This window comes from Chitinibacter sp. GC72 (genome assembly GCF_009760905.1).
Taxonomy (GTDB): domain Bacteria; phylum Pseudomonadota; class Gammaproteobacteria; order Burkholderiales; family Chitinibacteraceae; genus Chitinibacter.
This window is the reverse complement of the sequence record NZ_VIRW01000001.1, coordinates 71,592-87,921: the sequence shown is the minus strand read 5'-3', so window position 1 is coordinate 87,921 and position 16,330 is coordinate 71,592. Positions and strand designations below refer to the sequence as shown.

Below are 16,330 nucleotides of genomic sequence, written 5' to 3'. Positions count from 1 at the left end.
GTGCCTGTCATTGCCGCACTTTTCCTCTCTCCAATCGTTATTTCTGATTTGGAGAATCGCATGTCACTCAACCCTCGTACTACCACCTTGTGGACCGCGCTCATTACGCCGTTTGCTGCGGATGAATCCCTCGATTTTGTCGCCTTAACCGCGCTATTGCGCGAGCAAGAGGCCGCTGGTGCTGGCGTATTGCTGCTGGGCTCAACCGGCGAGGGCAGCAATCTCACTCTGGCCGAGCGCAAGGCCATATTGCAACATGCCTGTGGCCTCAATTTAACGGTGCCGTTGATGGTGGGCGTTGGCGGTTTGGATTTGGCGAGCCAGCTTGAATGGCTGGCTTTCTGTGAAACGCTGCCGGTTCACGCGTATTTACTGGTGACGCCGATCTACGCCAAACCGGGTGCCGAAGGCCAGCGCCGCTGGTTTAGTGCTTTGCTAAACGCGGTGAACAAGCCCTGCATGCTGTACAACATTCCCTCGCGCGCTGGTGTGCCCCTGTCGGATGTGGCGTTGGCTGGCTTGCTTGAGCATCCGAATTGCTGGGCGGTGAAAGAATCAGGCGGCAACGCCGCGCGCTTTGCCGAACTCAAAGCCGCTTTCCCAAGTATTGCGTGGTATTCGGGCGACGATGTGCTGTTTGCCGAGCACGCAGCACTGGGCGCTGTCGGTTTGGTATCGGTCGCCAGCAACGTTTGGCCGCAACAAGTCGCGCGCTGGGTGCAGCAAGGCTTGGCCGGTGAGGCGATTGGCGATTTGCTGCGCACGGCTGCTGAAACGCTATTCTTAGCGGCAAATCCGATTCCAGCCAAAGCGATTCTGCATCATCAGGGTCGGATTGCCTCGAACGAATTGCGCCTGCCTTTGTGTGCGGCAGATTTGGCAAGCTTGGAGCCAGTACTGGCGAAAGATCGTGAGATGGCTGTGTTAGCCTAAATATACTCTGCCAAGTATTGCCACCTAGCCAATATTCTATTTGCCTTTGGTGGCAATACCCTATGAGTAAAATCGGCGTCTAAGCCAGTTACTTAGCTCATAAATCAGTATGCCGATTGGCCAACACAACAGTCCGGCAAGCAGGGCGTTGCCTATGCCTTCTGTTTGGCTTGAAATAGGCTCAATGCCGGATGCCTTGAGTTGATAGCGATAGATAAAGGTGTAATCGTCCTGAAACTCAGTTGTTTCAATCAGCTCGGGCGGTTCTAAACGGCGCACTTGGAGTTGGCCGATGGCGTCGCTAGGATGCGGGCGCGAGGCGTAATTGTGCGGCGGGCGAAGCGCTGTGATTGGGTAACTGGCCGCCACACTGATTTTTTCAAAATGAAACTGCGCCGGTGTGGAGTTAAACACGGCTATGGCAAACCGAGCTGGCACAGGATCACCTCGCTCATGATGCTGAATACCAAGGTAAGACGATCCTTTGATGATTCCGATCGCGCTAGTGCTGCAGCTCACCGGAAAAAACCACACCGAGCTCATCGTCAGGATCAGCCATTTTTTCCAGTTCACATTGTCTCCACAATAAAAAACCCGCTCGAAAGCGGGTTGATTTTTCTGAGGCGATTAAACCGCAGTTTCATCCAGTGGTGGCAGCGCGATCTGGTTGTCGGTGCTGAACTGGTAGTCTTTGAATACGTGTTCGGCAGTCAATAGCTGATAGCGGCCGTCTGGCAACACATTGGTCGTGTCTTTCAGGCGGTAGGTGTAGTGGCCACACGTCCAGCAATCGAAATTACGCATATGCGTACACAGACAAGTTTTCTCGTAAACGTGAATTTCCGAGATTTTCTTCGCCGTTGGATTTTCTTCGATAACTTTGTTGTACGCCTGAATGTACGAGCAGCTGCCGTTGGCGTCGAGCAGGTAGCCGTAGGCTTCACAGTTCGGACGAATGCCCGAGCCAATCGCTGGCGTATTTTTCATCATCCGCATCGGGTAGCCGGTCGGTGAAATCTGATTCACCTCGATCAGCTCTTCCGATGCTTTGTAATATTCTTGCTTCACATCATCGGGCAGACCGCACTCTTTGGTCACGGTAAATCGCGTCGCCACTTGCACGCCGCCGCAACCCATTTCGAGGAATTTCACAGCGTCTGAGCCAGTAAATACGCCACCTGCGGCGATCACCGGCATATTGTCATAGCCTTGCTCTTTAATCCACGCGACTACTTCGGCCACGATGTCTTCAAGTTTGTACTCGGCCCAGTCCATACCAAAGCCGAGGTGGCCACCCGCGAGCGGGCCTTCAACGACGACGTAATCGGGCAGACGATTAGTGCGAGCTGATTTTTTGATAAATAGCTGCAGTGCGCGTACTGATGACACGATAATGCCCAGCTTGGCCTCACGGAAACGCGGGTGATCTTCGATCAGCGAGAATGAACCCAGATGCAGGCCCGCCGCCAGCGTAATGCCGTCGATGCCTGCATCGAGCGCCGCGCGCATGCGCACGCGCAGCGTTTCTTTCGGGCCATTCATCGTCAGCTTTTCCATGCAGTTGATGAAAATCAGCCCGTCGCCCTGTTTGCGCTTCATGGTGCCTTCGACGTGCAGGCGGGTGGCTTCTTCGAGCTGGACAAGGTCAAATTGCACGACGGATTTATCGCTATTGGCGACATTGAATTTGTATTGCTTGAGCTTGTCTTTGACGTGCTTGGTGTTGTAGCGACGGTCGGTCACGGTGTTAATCATGGCATCCGAAATATGGCCAATGCCGCCAAGGCGACAGGCTTCAAGCGCCAAGTCGGCGGTTGAAATATCAACCCCCATGCCGCCAATCATGATTGGCACGTACTTTTTTTCATTCCCTTCAAGGTCTTTAAAGGTCAGGCGAAAATCATCAACACGCTTCATTCAATCTAATCCACTGCTTTATATCCAGGAAAATCTAAACGATTGTTTAAATTTTCGGCATATAAAATCGCTATTTTTCAGAAGCGGCAATCATATCCTTAAATGGCCTGCCGTGGGGTACATCGAGCATGACACTGCGCAATAAAATCGAGATTGCGACAGATATTAAGTGGTAAATATTGCGGTTTTCTATCGGCAAGGGCTTTTTCTCTGCTGCGATATTTTTTCGGTAAAATGCCGTTTCCGATTACCTACCGCAAAGAGCCCCGATGCCGCCACTCGCGATATTTCAGGACATGGCAGCCGAGTTGGCGCAACGCGAGGCGCAAAGCCTTTATCGTCGCCGCCGACTGCTCGATTCTCCGCAAGGCGCGCGCGTGCAGTTGAATGGCCGCGAGGTGCTCAATTTTTGCAGTAACGATTATCTGGGCCTGGCCAACCATCCGGCGGTTGTCGCCGCTGCGCAGCAGGGCGCGGCCGATTGGGGCGTGGGCAGCGGGGCGGCGCATCTGGTGACCGGGCATTTCACGCCGCAACATACGCTGGAAGCGCGTCTTGCCGCTTGGGCGGGCAAACCGGCAGCCATTCTGGTATCGACTGGTTTTATGGCCAATCTGGCGGTGATTCCGGCGCTCGTTAGCCGTGGTGATGCGGTGTTTGCCGACAAGCTCAATCACGCCTCGCTGAACGACGCCTGCCAGCTGGCGCGCGCTGATTTCAAACGCTTTGCGCACAATGATGTGGCGCAGCTCGAACGATTGCTGTCTGAGTCGACTGCCAAGCGCAAATTGATCTCCGTCGATGCCGTCTTCAGCATGGATGGTGATATCGCGCCGCTGGCTCAATACCTCGCGCTGGCCGAGCGTTACGACGCGCTGCTGTATATCGACGACGCGCATGGCTTTGGTGTGCTGGGTGAAGGGCGCGGCACGCTGGCCGAGCTGGGCATCAATTCCCCGCGCATTATTTATATGGCGACGTTAGGCAAAGGCGCGGGTGTGGCTGGGGCGTATATTGCTGCAGAGCAGGTGGTGATTGACTATCTGATCAATACCGCCAGGGCGTATATCTATACTACCGCTGCGCCACCGTTGCTGGCCTGCGCGCTGCACGCCAGTTTGGACATCATCGAGCAGGATGTCGAGCGCCGCGCACGGTTGCAGCGCCACATTGCCACTTTCCGCGCCGCGCTGGCCGATGCGCCGTGCGAGTTGCTGCCTTCGAGTACCGCAATCCAGCCGATTATTGTCAAAGACAACGCCACCGCGCTGGCGCTCTCGCAAGCGCTACTCGACGCGGGTATTTTGGTCGCCGCGATTCGCCCGCCGACCGTTCCCACGCCACGACTACGCGTCACTTTATCGGCGGCGCATACCGCGGCAGAGGTGGCGCTGCTGTGCGAGCAGATCAAGCGAGTGCTGCTGGCCGCCAATGAGTCGCAGCCATGCTGAGGCTCAATCTGATCGGCGCAGGGCGTTTGGGGAAAAGTATTGCGCAACTGGCCCAGCAAAGTGGGCAGTATCGCCTTGCAGGGGTTTATTCACGTAGCTTGGCGAGCAGTACTGCCGCTGGTATATGGATAGGCGCGGGTGAAGTCGCCGCGCAGCTTGATGATTTGCCGTCCGCCGATTTGTGGCTCATCGCTGTGCCTGATGGCGCGATTGCCAGCGTCGCCACCGAGTTGGCGCAGGCTGGCGTGGTGAATGCTGATGCAGTGGTTTTTCACGCCAGCGGTGCGCTAGCGTCGGATCAACTCAGGCCTTTGGCTGCGCAAGGCGTATTGACGGCGAGTTTGCATCCGGCGTTTTCATTTGCCGATCCCGCACGCGCAGTGCAAACATTTAAAGGGACGCTGTGCGCGCTCGAAGGCGACGCGCAGGCTGTCGCAGTGCTGAGCGATTTCACCACCACCATCGGTGGCCGCGCCTTTGCACTGAGCAGCGAGGCGGGCGCGAAAGTCGCGTATCACGCCGCGCTGAGCATGGCGGCGAATTTTCTGGTGACGCTCAGCGATTTGTCGCTAAAAACTGCCGAACAGGCGGGTATTGCCCCGGAAGTCGCGCAGCAATTGGTGTTGGGGCTGATACGTCAGACTTTGAATAATATCGACAGCCTAGGTGCTGCCGCAGCGCTCACTGGCCCGATTGTGCGCGGCGACTCGGCAACGGTGGCGCAGCATCTGGCCGTGCTGCCGCCTGCCACGCAAGCGGTGTATCGCGCGCTGGGCGTCGCGACGGTGGCGCTGGCGGGCGAGCGGTTGAGCAAACCGGCGGCCATCAATCAATTACTGCGTCCCAAGGACTAAGCCATGTATATCGGTGAACTTGCCAAACTCAGCGGCGCCAGCGCCAAAGCGATTCGTCACTATGAAAGTCTGGGTCTGCTCGGCCGGGTTGAGCGGCAAGGCGTTTATCGTGTTTATGGCCAGCAAGATGTGCAGGTGGTGCAGTGGATCAAACAGGCGCAAAGCCTGGGATTTCGTCTGGCCGAGATCGTTGCGGCGTTTCAGCGTGATGCCGATGGCCAGCTCGATTGGCGCGAGATGAGCCGCCAGATTGAGCTAAAACGTAGTGCCGTGCAGCAGGAAGTCGCCCGGCTGCAAGCGCTGGAAGCCTGCTTGACCACCATTCATCTTGAGATCAACGAATGCCTCAGCGGTGAGCCTTTGGCCGCCGAGCCCAGCCCTGAGCAGGCTAAATTTTACGCTTTTTGCGCCGACTCACAGCCCGCTTGACTCTGCCCTTAGGGGCAGACTTAGGCTCATGCTTTCTAAACCAAAAGTGCTCCAGCAGCGTTACTTCGTCTCGCCGTACGATATGTACTGTCTTCGACTCAGTGCCTTGCTGGAACACTTTTGGGCGATGATTAATCTTGCGAGGGGGCGGCATGAGTAAAAAAGTATTGGTGATTTTGGGGCATGGCTTGAACGACAGTCTGTGCGGCGCACTGAGCGCGCAATACGCCCAGAGCGCTGCGGCGGCCGGGCATCAGGTGCAGGTGTTGAAACTGGGCGAGCTGGAGTTTGACCCGATCCTGCGGCAAGGCTTTCGGCAGATCCAGCCGCTGGAGGCCGATTTGCAGCAGGCGCAAGCACAAATCGCCTGGGCAGAGCACATTGCGCTGATTTACCCGATCTGGTGGGGCGCAGCGCCAGCCTTGCTCAAAGGCTTTATCGATCGTGTGTTTCTGCCTGGCTTTGCCTTCAAATACGATGAACACTCGAGCTTCCAGATCAAACTGCTCGCCGGGCGCAGTGCGCACCTGATGGCCACGATGGATACCCCTCCGTGGTATTACCGCTGGGTGTATCGCCTGTCGGTGCTCAAGCAAATGCGCAAAACGACCTTGGAATTTTGCGGCATCAAGGTTAAAAAGACGGCGGTTTTCGGCCCGGTGATCAGCGCAAATGATACGCAAAAAGCCACCTGGCTCTCCCAAGCCAGCGCCTTGGCAGCGCAGATTTAAAGCCAAGCCAGTCGCAGAGTGTGGCCAGGCTGCGTGTTATGCCATCGTGGCGCGCAGCTGCATGGGTTTGATGCCAAATTGCTGCTGAAAGCGCGCGCTAAATCGCGAGGCTGAGGCGTAGCCGCATTGCTGGGCGATCTGGCCAATGGCCTGTTTGGACGTTTGTATCATCCCCAACGCGGTATTGAGCCGCACCTGTTCGAGCAGCTCGCGGAACGACTGGCCTTCCTTGTCCAGCTGGCGGCGCAAGGTGGATGCGCCTAGATTGAGCTGTCTGGCCATCATCTCAACCGTCCATTCCTGCGCCGGGTGCAGCATGATCAGCTGCTGGACGCGCTCGGCGAGCGAATCACTGCGATTGAGCAACAATGCTGCGCCGTAGCCTGCCATGGTGATGGCCAGCAACAGCCCTTCGGCGCGGTGTTGCAGCAGTTGCTCTGGCTCGTGGCTGGCGGTGGCGGCAAACACTTCATCCCACAGATGCTGAATCATCGGCGTCATTTTTTCACACAGCCTGGCTGGTTTTTGGATCACGCCCTGTACCGCATCAGGGTAGCTGGCGCGAAAATGCGCAATCAGGCTGGCATCCAAAGCCAGCACTTCGCAGGTGTAGCCCTGCGCGTCGGGATAATTGGATAAAGTCAGGCGCGTACCGGCTGGGGCAAGCAGCAAATCGCCATGCCGCGCGATCTGCGTGTGCTCATTGATCCAGATGTGTTTTTCGCCGTGGACGACTCGCATCAGCGTAGCTTGCAGGCAGGTTACTTCGCGCAATTGCTGGGTGGCTTTGGCAAGAATCACGCTGTGCTGAATCAGGCGGGTTTGGAGTTGGCTCATGGCGATTTTTGTAGATGGGCTGAGGTCATGATACCGATAAATCGACCGCCATCAGCCCTCACCTTCAACGTGCTGATGGCCCTGCTACTTATTTGGTGCGCTGATAAGTGGTGATTAATTGGGCTTTGCCCAGTTGATGGGCATTGAGCATATAGCCGACCAGCGCGCCACTGGCGTTGGCATCAAGCGGCAGTTGCTCAACATTGAGCGCCCACACTGTATGAATATAGCGGTGCGCTTTATCGCCGGCTGGCGGGCAGGCCCCACCATAGCCTGCTGTGCCGTAGTCGGTCCGCGTTTGCACCGCACCCGCAGGCACGCTGCCTGCGGCGACTGCGCTAACCGAGGCCGGAATATTGACCACGCCCCAATGCCACCAGCCACTGCCCGTGGGGGCGTCTGGGTCGTACACCGTAATTGCAAAGCTCTTGGTGCCGGCAGGCGCATTTTGCCAGTGCAATTGCGGCGACTGATTGCCCCCATCGCAGCCAAAACCGGCAAACTCCTGCTGTTTGCTCATAGGCTGATTGGCTTTGAGCTCGGTACTGCCCAGCTGGAAATCGGCAGCCAATGCGCTGGCTGCGCAAAACGTTGTGGCCATTGTGGCAAGTAAAGTGGCGATATGTTTCATGATGAGCTCCTGAAAAAGAGCCTTGATCATACAAAGTGGCCGCGCAGCCGTTGATGCCAAAACGCTCGACTTTTAGCCTGAAAAGCTCGGTATGCGGATTTTGCGATTACTTCTACCTAGTTCCTGTCTGAATCCAGCGGATTGCCCGGACTACCATGTGAATCAGCTTGAGTGGGTGATGTTCTCAAAATGTGTTGATCCGAGCCTCGGTGGTGGATCCAAGACTTAAAAGCCTCTCGCGCCCATCGCCAAGGGCGTGGAGCGAGACAAAGAGCTTTATCGTTTTGCTCGCGACCTTAATCCCCCGTTTACAAAAGGGTAAACAACTGCGCGAGCTCGACAGGCCGTGTTTTGGGTCAGCAGTGAAGTTGTGTAGATGACACTTTTGCATTGCACTACCGCGCGCATAGCTGGCCTAGCCAATACAACTGTGCCAGCGAGCTGACCAATGAGCCGGTGTGTGCGCCCGATAGCTGCTGCAGCACTTCATCCAGCCGCTCGGCCAGTGTGGGCATGCCCAGCTCAAGCAGCTGGGCCTGTACCCGCCGGGCTTGCTGGCGAGCGCTCTGTCCTTGATGGCGTAAGCCCTGCCGCAGCAAGCGGCCGAGCAATTGCTCCAGCTCGTCCAGTTGCTGCGTCAGTGGCGATGCACTGTGTGCCTGCCAGTCGGGCAGGGCGATGGCAGGCGTTGGCTCGCCATGCAGTGCAATCACCCGGTTGTCCACGGCCAGACTGAGCGGTGTAACTTGCAGCTCGCCATCGCGCAGGCTGAAATGCCCGCACAGCATGGTGGGCATTTCCTGGCTTAGCAGCGTGGCCAGTGTGTCCACCGCGTGCGGGGCGCTGCGCTGATGCGCCAATTGCAGCCAGACCCGTGGCTGATCGCCGTCGCCGCATTGCAACTGGGCCTGCAATACCTGGCGAGCACCATCCCAGCCCCAGTCGGGCACGGCCTTGATCGGGAGCAGATGCAGGTGTTCCAGCAGCTGGCGCGGGCGGACAAATTCCGGATCGGCCGCTTGCAGGTGGGCGAGCAGGCTGGCCGCATCGGGCTGCCTGAGCGGTGCGGCCAGCTGCAGCCATGCCGCCGGGGTGAGCGGCAGCACATTGCTCTGTTTGGCCGTGCCGCCAATGGTCAGCGCTCCGTTGGCAAAGCGTTTGGCCGAGCGGGTCACAATCTGGCTTTGTGCCAGCCGGGCCAGCGAGTGCCCCAGATAGCGCCGCTGCCACAGCGGTGTGGCGCTGTCGGGTGTTTTTTCCCATTGTTTTTCGATCACCAGTACCGCCTGTGTATCCGGGTCGGTGAAAATCAGCTGAGCTTGTTCCTGCTGTTCGTCGTCGCTCCATTGGGCCCCCAGCCCAACTAGGCGCAGATGCTCCAGTGCCACTTCGCCCTTGATACCGACGCCGAGCAGATCGGCGGGCGGGCGGAGGGAATGTCCTTGCCCATTCTGGTCGTTGGCAGCTTGTCCGTCCAGATAGCTGGCTGCTTGCCAGCGGGCGATCAGCTCGCACAGCAGGCGCAGCTCGCGCGTGGCGCTGGCCCGGCTTGAGCGCGCCAGTTGATCGTGCAAGGCTTGCTGCAGTTGGGCCAGACCATCAATCAGCCAGCGCCAGCCCAGCTGTTCTGCCTGCTGCCGGGCGCGGGTAAAACTGGCGGCCAGATTACTCAAAGGTTGGCTGCTGCCATCCTGCCAGAGCTGTAGCGCCAGCTGCTGCAGCGATTCACCCAGCTGCAGCGCCGCTGGCGATTGCATCAGCGGCGCTTGTTCTACCGCGCCCTGTACGGCCAGATTAAGCTGTGTCCAGCCCTCGGTAGGTGCTTGCGCAAAGGCCATTACCGCCAGCGCAATGTGTTCGCACATCTGGCTCTGGATGCAATCACAGCGGGCGTGATTCAGGCTGTGCCGCGAGAAAAAGCGCACTGAGCACATCGGCAATTGCGCCGACGGGTGTGGATGACCGGCTTGCCAGCTGCTCAGGCGCAGCACCGTACCGGCGTCGGCCAGCTTTTGGGTGCGTTGCAAAATGGCGGCAGGCAGCTTGGCCAGCTCGGCAGCAAACAGCGCCGGACTCCAGGCGCGCTCCTCGCTGATTGATGCGTCTACTGATGTGTTTGTCGATGTGTCCGCAGATGCGTTTGCAGATGCATTGGCCGCTGAGTCAGTTGCCGGGCTTGCTACTGCGGTTGCGGAGTGCGTGGCAGGCTCGCCACTCGAGCTGCTGGCCAGCTGCCGGTAGGCCAGCACCAGCGTTACGCGATGGCGACACAGTCCGCTGGCCGGGCAGCTGCAGCGGGCATCACGCAGCCCGCCGCCGGCCGCCAGTGTAGTGACATGGCCGTCGGCATAGTGGGCAATCAGCGCGCCATCGTCGCCTGCAGTGAGCGCTGGCGCTTTGCCCTCCTGCAGCTCTTTATGCGCTTTTTTTACAAAACCTGCGTTGCTGAGCGCAATCAGTGCTTCGTCGCTGAGCGAGAGCAAATCAGGGCGCAGTGTCAGTAGTGTGTTCATTGTTGTACCTGTCCGGCCAGCCACGCGGCCAGCTCGCCCGGCGTCATTGCGCCAATCTGGGCACCGGCGTTGACCAGTTTTTGCGCCAGCTCGCGGTCGTAATTGGGTTTGGCGGCCGAATCCAGCGCAGCCAGCCCCAGTACTTTAACGCCTGCAGCGCACAGCTGGCGGGTGCGGCGAATCAGCTCGTATTCGCTGCCGCCCTCGTAAAAATCGCTGATCAGCACCACCATGCTGCGGCGCGGATTGTGAATCAGCCCCTGGGCATAGCCCACCGCCTTGGCAATATCGGTGCCGCCACCCAGCTGCACTTTCATCAGCAGCTCAACCGGATCGCTCACATCGCGCGTGAGATCCACCACGGCGGTGTCAAACGCCACCAGATGGGTCGTCATACCCGGCAGCTGCCACAGGCAGGCTGCCATCACAGCGGCATGGATCACCGAGTCAACCATCGAGCCACTTTGATCGACCAGCAGTACAATATCCCAGCGCTCGGTATGCCGCTTGCTGCGGCTGATAAACAGCGGTGTTTCGATATACAGCTTTTGCCGCTCGGGGTGCCAGCGGTGCAAATTGGCGCGCACCGTGCGCTTGAAATCGAAATTGCTCGCCACGCGGATATGCGAAGGCCGACGCCGATCGCGCGTGCCGGAAAAGCTCTGCCGCACTTCACGCGCCAGCTTGTCCATAATGCGTCGCACCACTTCGGCCACCAGCTTGCGTGCCGCTGCGAGCACCTGCGGATTCATCAGATGCTTGGTGTGCAGCACCGCGCGCAACAGGCTCTCCGACGGCTCGATCCGTTCGAGCACTTCCAGATTGGTCACCACCTCATCGATGCCGAAACGCTCCACCGCATCGCGCTCCAGCCGCTCGATCACTTCTTGCGGAAACAGCTGGTGGATGGCATTGACCCAGTCCGGGGTGGTGAGCTGGCTGGCCTCCTGCCCACCGCGCCGCTCGCCACGCTGCGCCAGCTCCGGGTCGCGCCCGTACAGCCATTCTAGCGCCGCATCCGCCGCCAGCGCATCGCCAGTCAGCGCGCCCAGACTCGGCTGCGCCGCCTCGCCCAAAAGCAAGCGCCAGCGCTGAGTATCAGTGGGTATATCGATGAAGGCTTTATTTATATTCATATTGCGGACTATACCTTTCTATAATCGGCCAAGTTCAGATAAAGCCAGATCACTGAGCAGCGCTATTTTGCTGCCTTTCACCGCTTTACCCCTAGAGGCTCTAGATGTCATGTCGTCTGTGGTGCTCTATTTAATCGAAATCGAACATGCTGAACAGCCGCGTCCAGCGCTGGCCGTCGTACAGGCAGGCGCCGTAGGGGCCGGCGGTGAGCAGGAATTGCCCGCAGGGGCTGACGTCAAGCCGGCCCGAGACCATCGCGTTGGGCGAGCGCGGCTCGAGTTCCTGCAGCGGGACGAGTTCCTTGCCATCGAGCGCAAACAGCCCACCCCAGCCGCCCAGGATCAGTCGGTCGGCAAACCATACCGCGTCGATGGGCTGGCTGCCCCAGGGCAGGTCGCTGTCGGCCAGCAGCTCCCAGCGGTTTTCGCGCCCTGCCCACACCTTGCCTTTCTGGTCGCTGATGTAGACGCGGCTATCGTCACCGCAGCACACGGTTTCCAGATGCGCGTTGCTCGGGAAAGCACACTGCAGCCAGCGCTTGCCGTCAAAGCGCCATACATCGCCGTAGCCGCCCACCGCGTACATGTCGTCGGCGGCAAAGGCCGCCAGATCGTTAAAGCCCAGCGAGAGGGCCCAGCTGGTTTCATCTTTCGCTGGCAACTGCTCGGGTAATGGAGCACCTTTTCCCTCGTCACGCAGATTGACCCATTGCTCGACGCCTTCGCGGCGCAGGATGCAACGATAGCCGCCGATGGCGTAGACCTTACCGGCTGCACGCACTACTCGGCTGATCGTGCACAGTGTGTCGTCCGGGTTATGCAAATCGAGCAGCTTGTCGATGGGTTTTTCTTCGCGTCGGCCCGAGCGATCACTGCTGTACGTTAATGTCGCCAAGTCTGCAACAACGTATTCTTTTGGCTCAATCCCTCTGGCCAGCGTAGGAAAACTCATATTAAACATGGTCACGACGTTGAAGCGTCGTTCCATTGGGTTTTCAGCTGCGGCAATCATGACCCGGATAGCTGGTAATGTCTGGCGATCATTTTGTTCTTGAGTCAGGACAAAGCCGTATCCTTTTTCGCGATCAATCGCACAATCACTGATCGAGAAACCAGAAAGGAGTTTTTTGGCGAATTCTTCATTGATGAACATATCAGTCATTTCTGTCATGCTTGGTTGTTGGTGCTATTGGTGTGCCCTTGGGTATGCGGTTAAAACTATTGTAATAATTGACTTGCATGAATATACCCCTACTTAATTTGCAAGCCCCCAATGCTCGAGTATCGCCACTGCCTGCTTCTCGCGCCAGCTGTGGCGTGCCAGTGTTTCGGCGTCCACCTTGCTGAGTGGGGCGGTGAGGGTACGGGGGCTGGCTGTGCTGCCGAGCAGGTGCAGAATTTGCTGCGCCAGCTCGCCGCGCTCGAAGCTGGGTAGCCAGGCAAAGGCGGCGCGCAGGGCGGGGAGGGCCTGGATGAAGTCGGCTTCGTCCAGCGCGCTGACCAGCTGCCTCAGTGTGGCGATAAAGGCTGGAACGTGGATCAGCTCGTGCCTTGCTAGCGCCAGCAGTCCCTGCAGTGCATCGCCCAGCGCGGCGGCGGGCAGGGCAGAGAGCAGGGTGATGGCACTATGGATTTCGTCGGCTTGCTGCTGATCGTCGTGCGCCACGCTGAGCAGGCAGCCCAGTGCAGCGCCCCGGCTCAGTGGCGCGGCTTGCGGGTGGCGGGCTTTGCGCTGGCAGACGGCCAGAGCTCGTGCGACCGGCAGCTCGCCCAGCGGCAGGCCCGCGCTAGCTTGGGCATCGCGCAAGAGCAGGCGCAGCGCTTGCCAGGCCGCCAGATGCGCATTGCTGTCTTGAGCGCTGACACTGCCGTGGACTTCGGCCAGCCACAGCAGGCGATCGAGCGTGAGCTGAAGTAATTCGAGCAAGGCGGGCGCGTCGGCCATGCCCAGCTCGTGGCCGTGGCGGTACAGGCCGTGCGTGATTGCCAGCGGCTGGCCCAGCACCTCAAAACGGCTTTCGCTGCTGATGGCCTCGTGCAGGCGGCTAAGCAGGCCAGGGCTGAACGCGGGCAGACCGGCCTGAGCGGCGCGATTTAAGAGTTGCGCCAACGCGCTGGCACCGTGGCTATGCGCCAGCTGTTCGGCCAGTCGGGCGATGGCCGCATCGGCCAGCGTAGCGCCATAAATGGCGGCCTCGATCAAGGCGGCCTGCTGCTCTAGCGGGCAGCTAAGCTGCCATTGTTCGCTGCGCTCGCCCGACATCGCCCAGTTTGGGCCGCTCAGCCGCGTAAAGCCGGGAATCTGCAAAATGGCCAGCCGATGCAGCACGCGGCTTTTGGCACGGTCGGCTGTGTCGAGCAAGGCCAAAGTGATAGTGCGGCTTGCGCTGAGCGGCGGCTGCAAATCGAGCGCGAGCAATTCGCGGCTCACGGCGTGCTGCAGCGCGGGCAGTGGCGTGCCGGGGGCGAGTTGCCCGACCTGATCGCCAGCCAGTACGTCCATGATTTCAACCAGCACCGGGTCGGTGCCGCGCCGCAGCGGGCCGCGATAGGTCCACGGCAGCGGTGCATCGAGCGCGTCGCGCACCAGCGAGCCGGCCAGCGCATCCAGCCAGTCATTGCGCAGCGGCTGCACATGGCCGCGCAGCCGTGCTAAGGCCTGCGTGCGCACATGAATGGCGAGCATATCGGCGGTGGAGGCGGGCAGCTTCTTCTGGCGCAGCCGCTGCATTATGCCTTGCAATAATTGCGCTCCAGCCTGCTGCAGGCCGCCCTCCCACACCGCTTGCTGAAAGGCGGGCGAGGGCATGCCGGAGGCGTAGCCATGAAAAGCATCCAGCCGTTTGCCGGTATACGGTAGCAGGTATGATCCTGTAGCTACCGTACTATCTATGCTGCCATCTGATACCCCCGCTATGCTCTCATTCAGATTTGGCGTGGCCGGGGCTGCGCTATCTTGCCTGAGGTCGGGCTCAATGCTGGGCCAGAGTTGCGCCAGCATTGGCGCGTGATAGCCGCCGCACACCACCAGCACCCGGTTTTGCTGCTGCCCTTGCTGCGCTGCCCAGGCGATCCAGCGTGCCATCATCTGTTCCCGTGCCTGATTGCTGGCCGAGCCCGGATCAGTGCCGCGCAAATTGATGAAATACTGCCTGAGTCGCGCCGATAGCTCGGCTAGATCACGGCGTGAAGCCGTGGCCGACGCCGCATCCGGTTCAAGTGTTTCCGATTCAGATGTTTCCGATCCAAGCGTTGCTGACTCGAACAGATGCTCCCACAGCGCATCGCGACCTTCGATGCCCAGCTGCCGCCCCAGCTCGGCCTCGTAGGCGCTGGCTAAACGCTCCTGTTCGCTGTCGGTTACATCGGCATAGCGGTTGCTGATGTCGGCAAAGGCATCGTGCCAGGCGGGCAAGTCAATAAAAGCCAGCTGTGCGCCGCATTCGCGCCCGACCTGCAGCGCCTGCCATTCGGGCGAGTAATCGGCAAAGGGCGACCATGAGGCGCGGTGCAGCCGCTCGCCTGCCGAGCAAAAACTGTAAATCGCCAGCGGCAAGGTATGCGGCAGAAATAGCTCGTCCAGCCGTGGGTTGAAATCGGTCGGGCCTTCGATCAGCACCCAGTCCGGGCGGCTATCGCGAATGCGCTGCGCCACCAGCCGCGCGCAGGCCGGGCTGTGATGGCGCACGCCGATGATCTCCACGCGGCGACTATCCAGTGTGCTGCTGGCTGCATATTCAGCTTGGTGACTGCTTTGGTGACTGGATTGATGAACGGCGTCGAACGTGTGCGGGGAGTCGCTCATGGCAGGCGGTGGCGCGCTTCGTAATACGCCTTCCAGTGTTCGCCCTCGCGCCGCGCCACTTTTTGCTCGAAATAGCGCTGCAGTTTATTGCGGTCGTCCTCGTTATCCTTCACCACCGTGCCGCCGATGCACTCGACCAGATCGGCCGGCGTACCGCTGCGCTGCGCCAGAAACCACGCGCGAACGCCCACGGCATGCGCGACATTCACCGCCTCGGCGGTCGACATGACGGCATTGAGTTTGTCCATCTCGCCGCCACCCGTGCCTTGCTGCAGGCTGGCGCGCAAATCACGGAACGTGGTCACCAGCAATTCCAGTACCGGCTCGGGCACGCGCTCGCTGATGCCGCTTTGCGCCAGCAGCGTGGCCGATTTGCTGGCCACCAGTTCGAGCTCCTGCTGAAAGTCCATAATCGGAAACACCGTTTCAAAATCAAAACGGCGCTTGAGCGCCGCGCTCATTTCATTTACGCCCCGGTCGCGCGTATTAGCGGTGGCGATGATATTAAACCCCGCACGGGCAAACAGCATGGCGTGCTCGCCGCTGAGCTCGGGCACCGTCATCACCCGGTCGGACAGCATGCCCAGCAGGCAATCTTGCACCTCCAGCGGGGCACGCGTCATTTCTTCAAAGCGCACCAGCTTGCCCTGCTGCATACCCCGATACAGCGGCGCGGGCACCAGCGCACGCGGGCTGGGGCCTTCATTGATCAGCAGCGCGTAATTCCATGAATACTTGATCTGATCTTCGGTAATCGACGCGCCACCCTGGATCGTTAGCCCCGAATCACCGCTAATGGCTGCGGCCAGCAATTCCGACAGCATGGATTTGGCCGTACCCGGCTCGCCCACCAGCATCAGCCCACGCCCGGTGGCCAGCGTGACCAGCATGCGCTCAATCGCCGCCACAGGGGCGACCATTTTGCGGCTAATGCCAAGCGCATCGTCGCCCAGAATAAAACGCCGCACGGCATTCAGGCTGAGCAGCCAGCCCGGCGGGCGCGGATCACGATCATGCTCGCGCAAACGGGCCAATTCCTCGGCATGGCTGATTTCAGCAGGCGGGCGTTGCAGGTGGTGTTCGGTCATGGTGT

At 59.5% G+C, this 16,330-nt stretch carries 14 protein-coding genes; 5 read left to right on the top strand and 9 right to left on the bottom strand.

Annotated elements, in window-relative coordinates:
• Positions 1-60: 60 nt before the first annotated feature.
• Complete coding sequence (gene dapA / locus FLS37_RS00380; protein WP_157313949.1) at positions 61-933, top strand: 4-hydroxy-tetrahydrodipicolinate synthase; 873 nt, start codon at positions 61-63, stop codon at positions 931-933.
• A 60-nt stretch (positions 934-993) separates the two neighbouring features.
• Here dapA and FLS37_RS00375 read toward each other — a convergent pair whose 3' ends face one another.
• Together FLS37_RS00375 and FLS37_RS00370 are read right to left on the bottom strand one after the other, a co-directional pair.
• A complete protein-coding gene (locus tag FLS37_RS00375; protein ID WP_157313948.1) occupies positions 994-1,506 on the bottom strand; it encodes a hypothetical protein in 513 nt (170 codons plus the stop codon).
• 54 nt (positions 1,507-1,560) lie between these two features.
• Positions 1,561-2,850, bottom strand: a complete 1,290-nt coding sequence (locus tag FLS37_RS00370) for a nitronate monooxygenase (protein ID WP_157313947.1) — start codon at positions 2,848-2,850, stop codon at positions 1,561-1,563.
• A gap of 269 nt (positions 2,851-3,119) precedes the next feature.
• On the opposite strand from FLS37_RS00370, the gene bioF reads away from it, so the two are divergent.
• From bioF to FLS37_RS00350, 4 genes are all read left to right on the top strand, one after another.
• A complete protein-coding gene (bioF, locus tag FLS37_RS00365; protein WP_157313946.1) occupies positions 3,120-4,301 on the top strand; it encodes an 8-amino-7-oxononanoate synthase in 1,182 nt (393 codons plus the stop codon).
• Positions 4,295-5,155 (top strand): Rossmann-like and DUF2520 domain-containing protein, encoded by an 861-nt coding sequence (locus FLS37_RS00360; RefSeq protein WP_157313945.1) that lies wholly within the window; start codon positions 4,295-4,297, stop codon positions 5,153-5,155. The genes bioF and FLS37_RS00360 overlap by 7 nt, the downstream gene beginning before the upstream one ends.
• Positions 5,156-5,158: 3 nt before the next feature.
• Positions 5,159-5,584 (top strand): MerR family transcriptional regulator, encoded by a 426-nt coding sequence (locus FLS37_RS00355; RefSeq protein WP_157313944.1) that lies wholly within the window; start codon positions 5,159-5,161, stop codon positions 5,582-5,584.
• Between the two features lie 152 nt (positions 5,585-5,736).
• A complete protein-coding gene (locus FLS37_RS00350; protein ID WP_157313943.1) occupies positions 5,737-6,315 on the top strand; it encodes an NAD(P)H-dependent oxidoreductase in 579 nt (192 codons plus the stop codon).
• A 36-nt stretch (positions 6,316-6,351) separates the two neighbouring features.
• Here FLS37_RS00350 and FLS37_RS00345 read toward each other — a convergent pair whose 3' ends face one another.
• The 7 genes from FLS37_RS00345 to FLS37_RS00315 all read right to left on the bottom strand — a co-directional run bounded on the left by FLS37_RS00345 (position 6,352) and on the right by FLS37_RS00315 (position 16,325).
• Positions 6,352-7,152 (bottom strand): helix-turn-helix transcriptional regulator, encoded by an 801-nt coding sequence (locus FLS37_RS00345; RefSeq protein WP_157313942.1) that lies wholly within the window; start codon positions 7,150-7,152, stop codon positions 6,352-6,354.
• Between the two features lie 88 nt (positions 7,153-7,240).
• Entirely contained in the window at positions 7,241-7,783 is a 543-nt protein-coding gene (locus tag FLS37_RS00340; RefSeq protein ID WP_157313941.1) for a YbhB/YbcL family Raf kinase inhibitor-like protein, read from the bottom strand.
• Between the two features lie 395 nt (positions 7,784-8,178).
• Positions 8,179-10,296: an SWIM zinc finger family protein gene (locus FLS37_RS00335; protein WP_157313940.1), complete on the bottom strand. Its 2,118-nt coding sequence runs from the start codon at positions 10,294-10,296 to the stop codon at positions 8,179-8,181.
• Positions 10,293-11,432: a VWA domain-containing protein gene (locus FLS37_RS00330; RefSeq protein ID WP_157313939.1), complete on the bottom strand. Its 1,140-nt coding sequence runs from the start codon at positions 11,430-11,432 to the stop codon at positions 10,293-10,295. The genes FLS37_RS00335 and FLS37_RS00330 overlap by 4 nt, the downstream gene beginning before the upstream one ends.
• A 130-nt stretch (positions 11,433-11,562) precedes the next feature.
• Positions 11,563-12,594, bottom strand: coding sequence for a hypothetical protein (locus FLS37_RS00325; protein ID WP_157313938.1), 1,032 nt, complete (start codon positions 12,592-12,594; stop codon positions 11,563-11,565).
• 93 nt (positions 12,595-12,687) lie between these two features.
• Positions 12,688-15,237, bottom strand: coding sequence for a DUF5682 family protein (locus FLS37_RS00320; RefSeq protein ID WP_157313937.1), 2,550 nt, complete (start codon positions 15,235-15,237; stop codon positions 12,688-12,690).
• Complete coding sequence (locus FLS37_RS00315) at positions 15,234-16,325, bottom strand: AAA family ATPase (protein WP_157313936.1); 1,092 nt, start codon at positions 16,323-16,325, stop codon at positions 15,234-15,236. Before FLS37_RS00315 ends, FLS37_RS00320 begins: the two co-directional genes overlap by 4 nt.
• Positions 16,326-16,330: the final 5 nt, after the last annotated feature.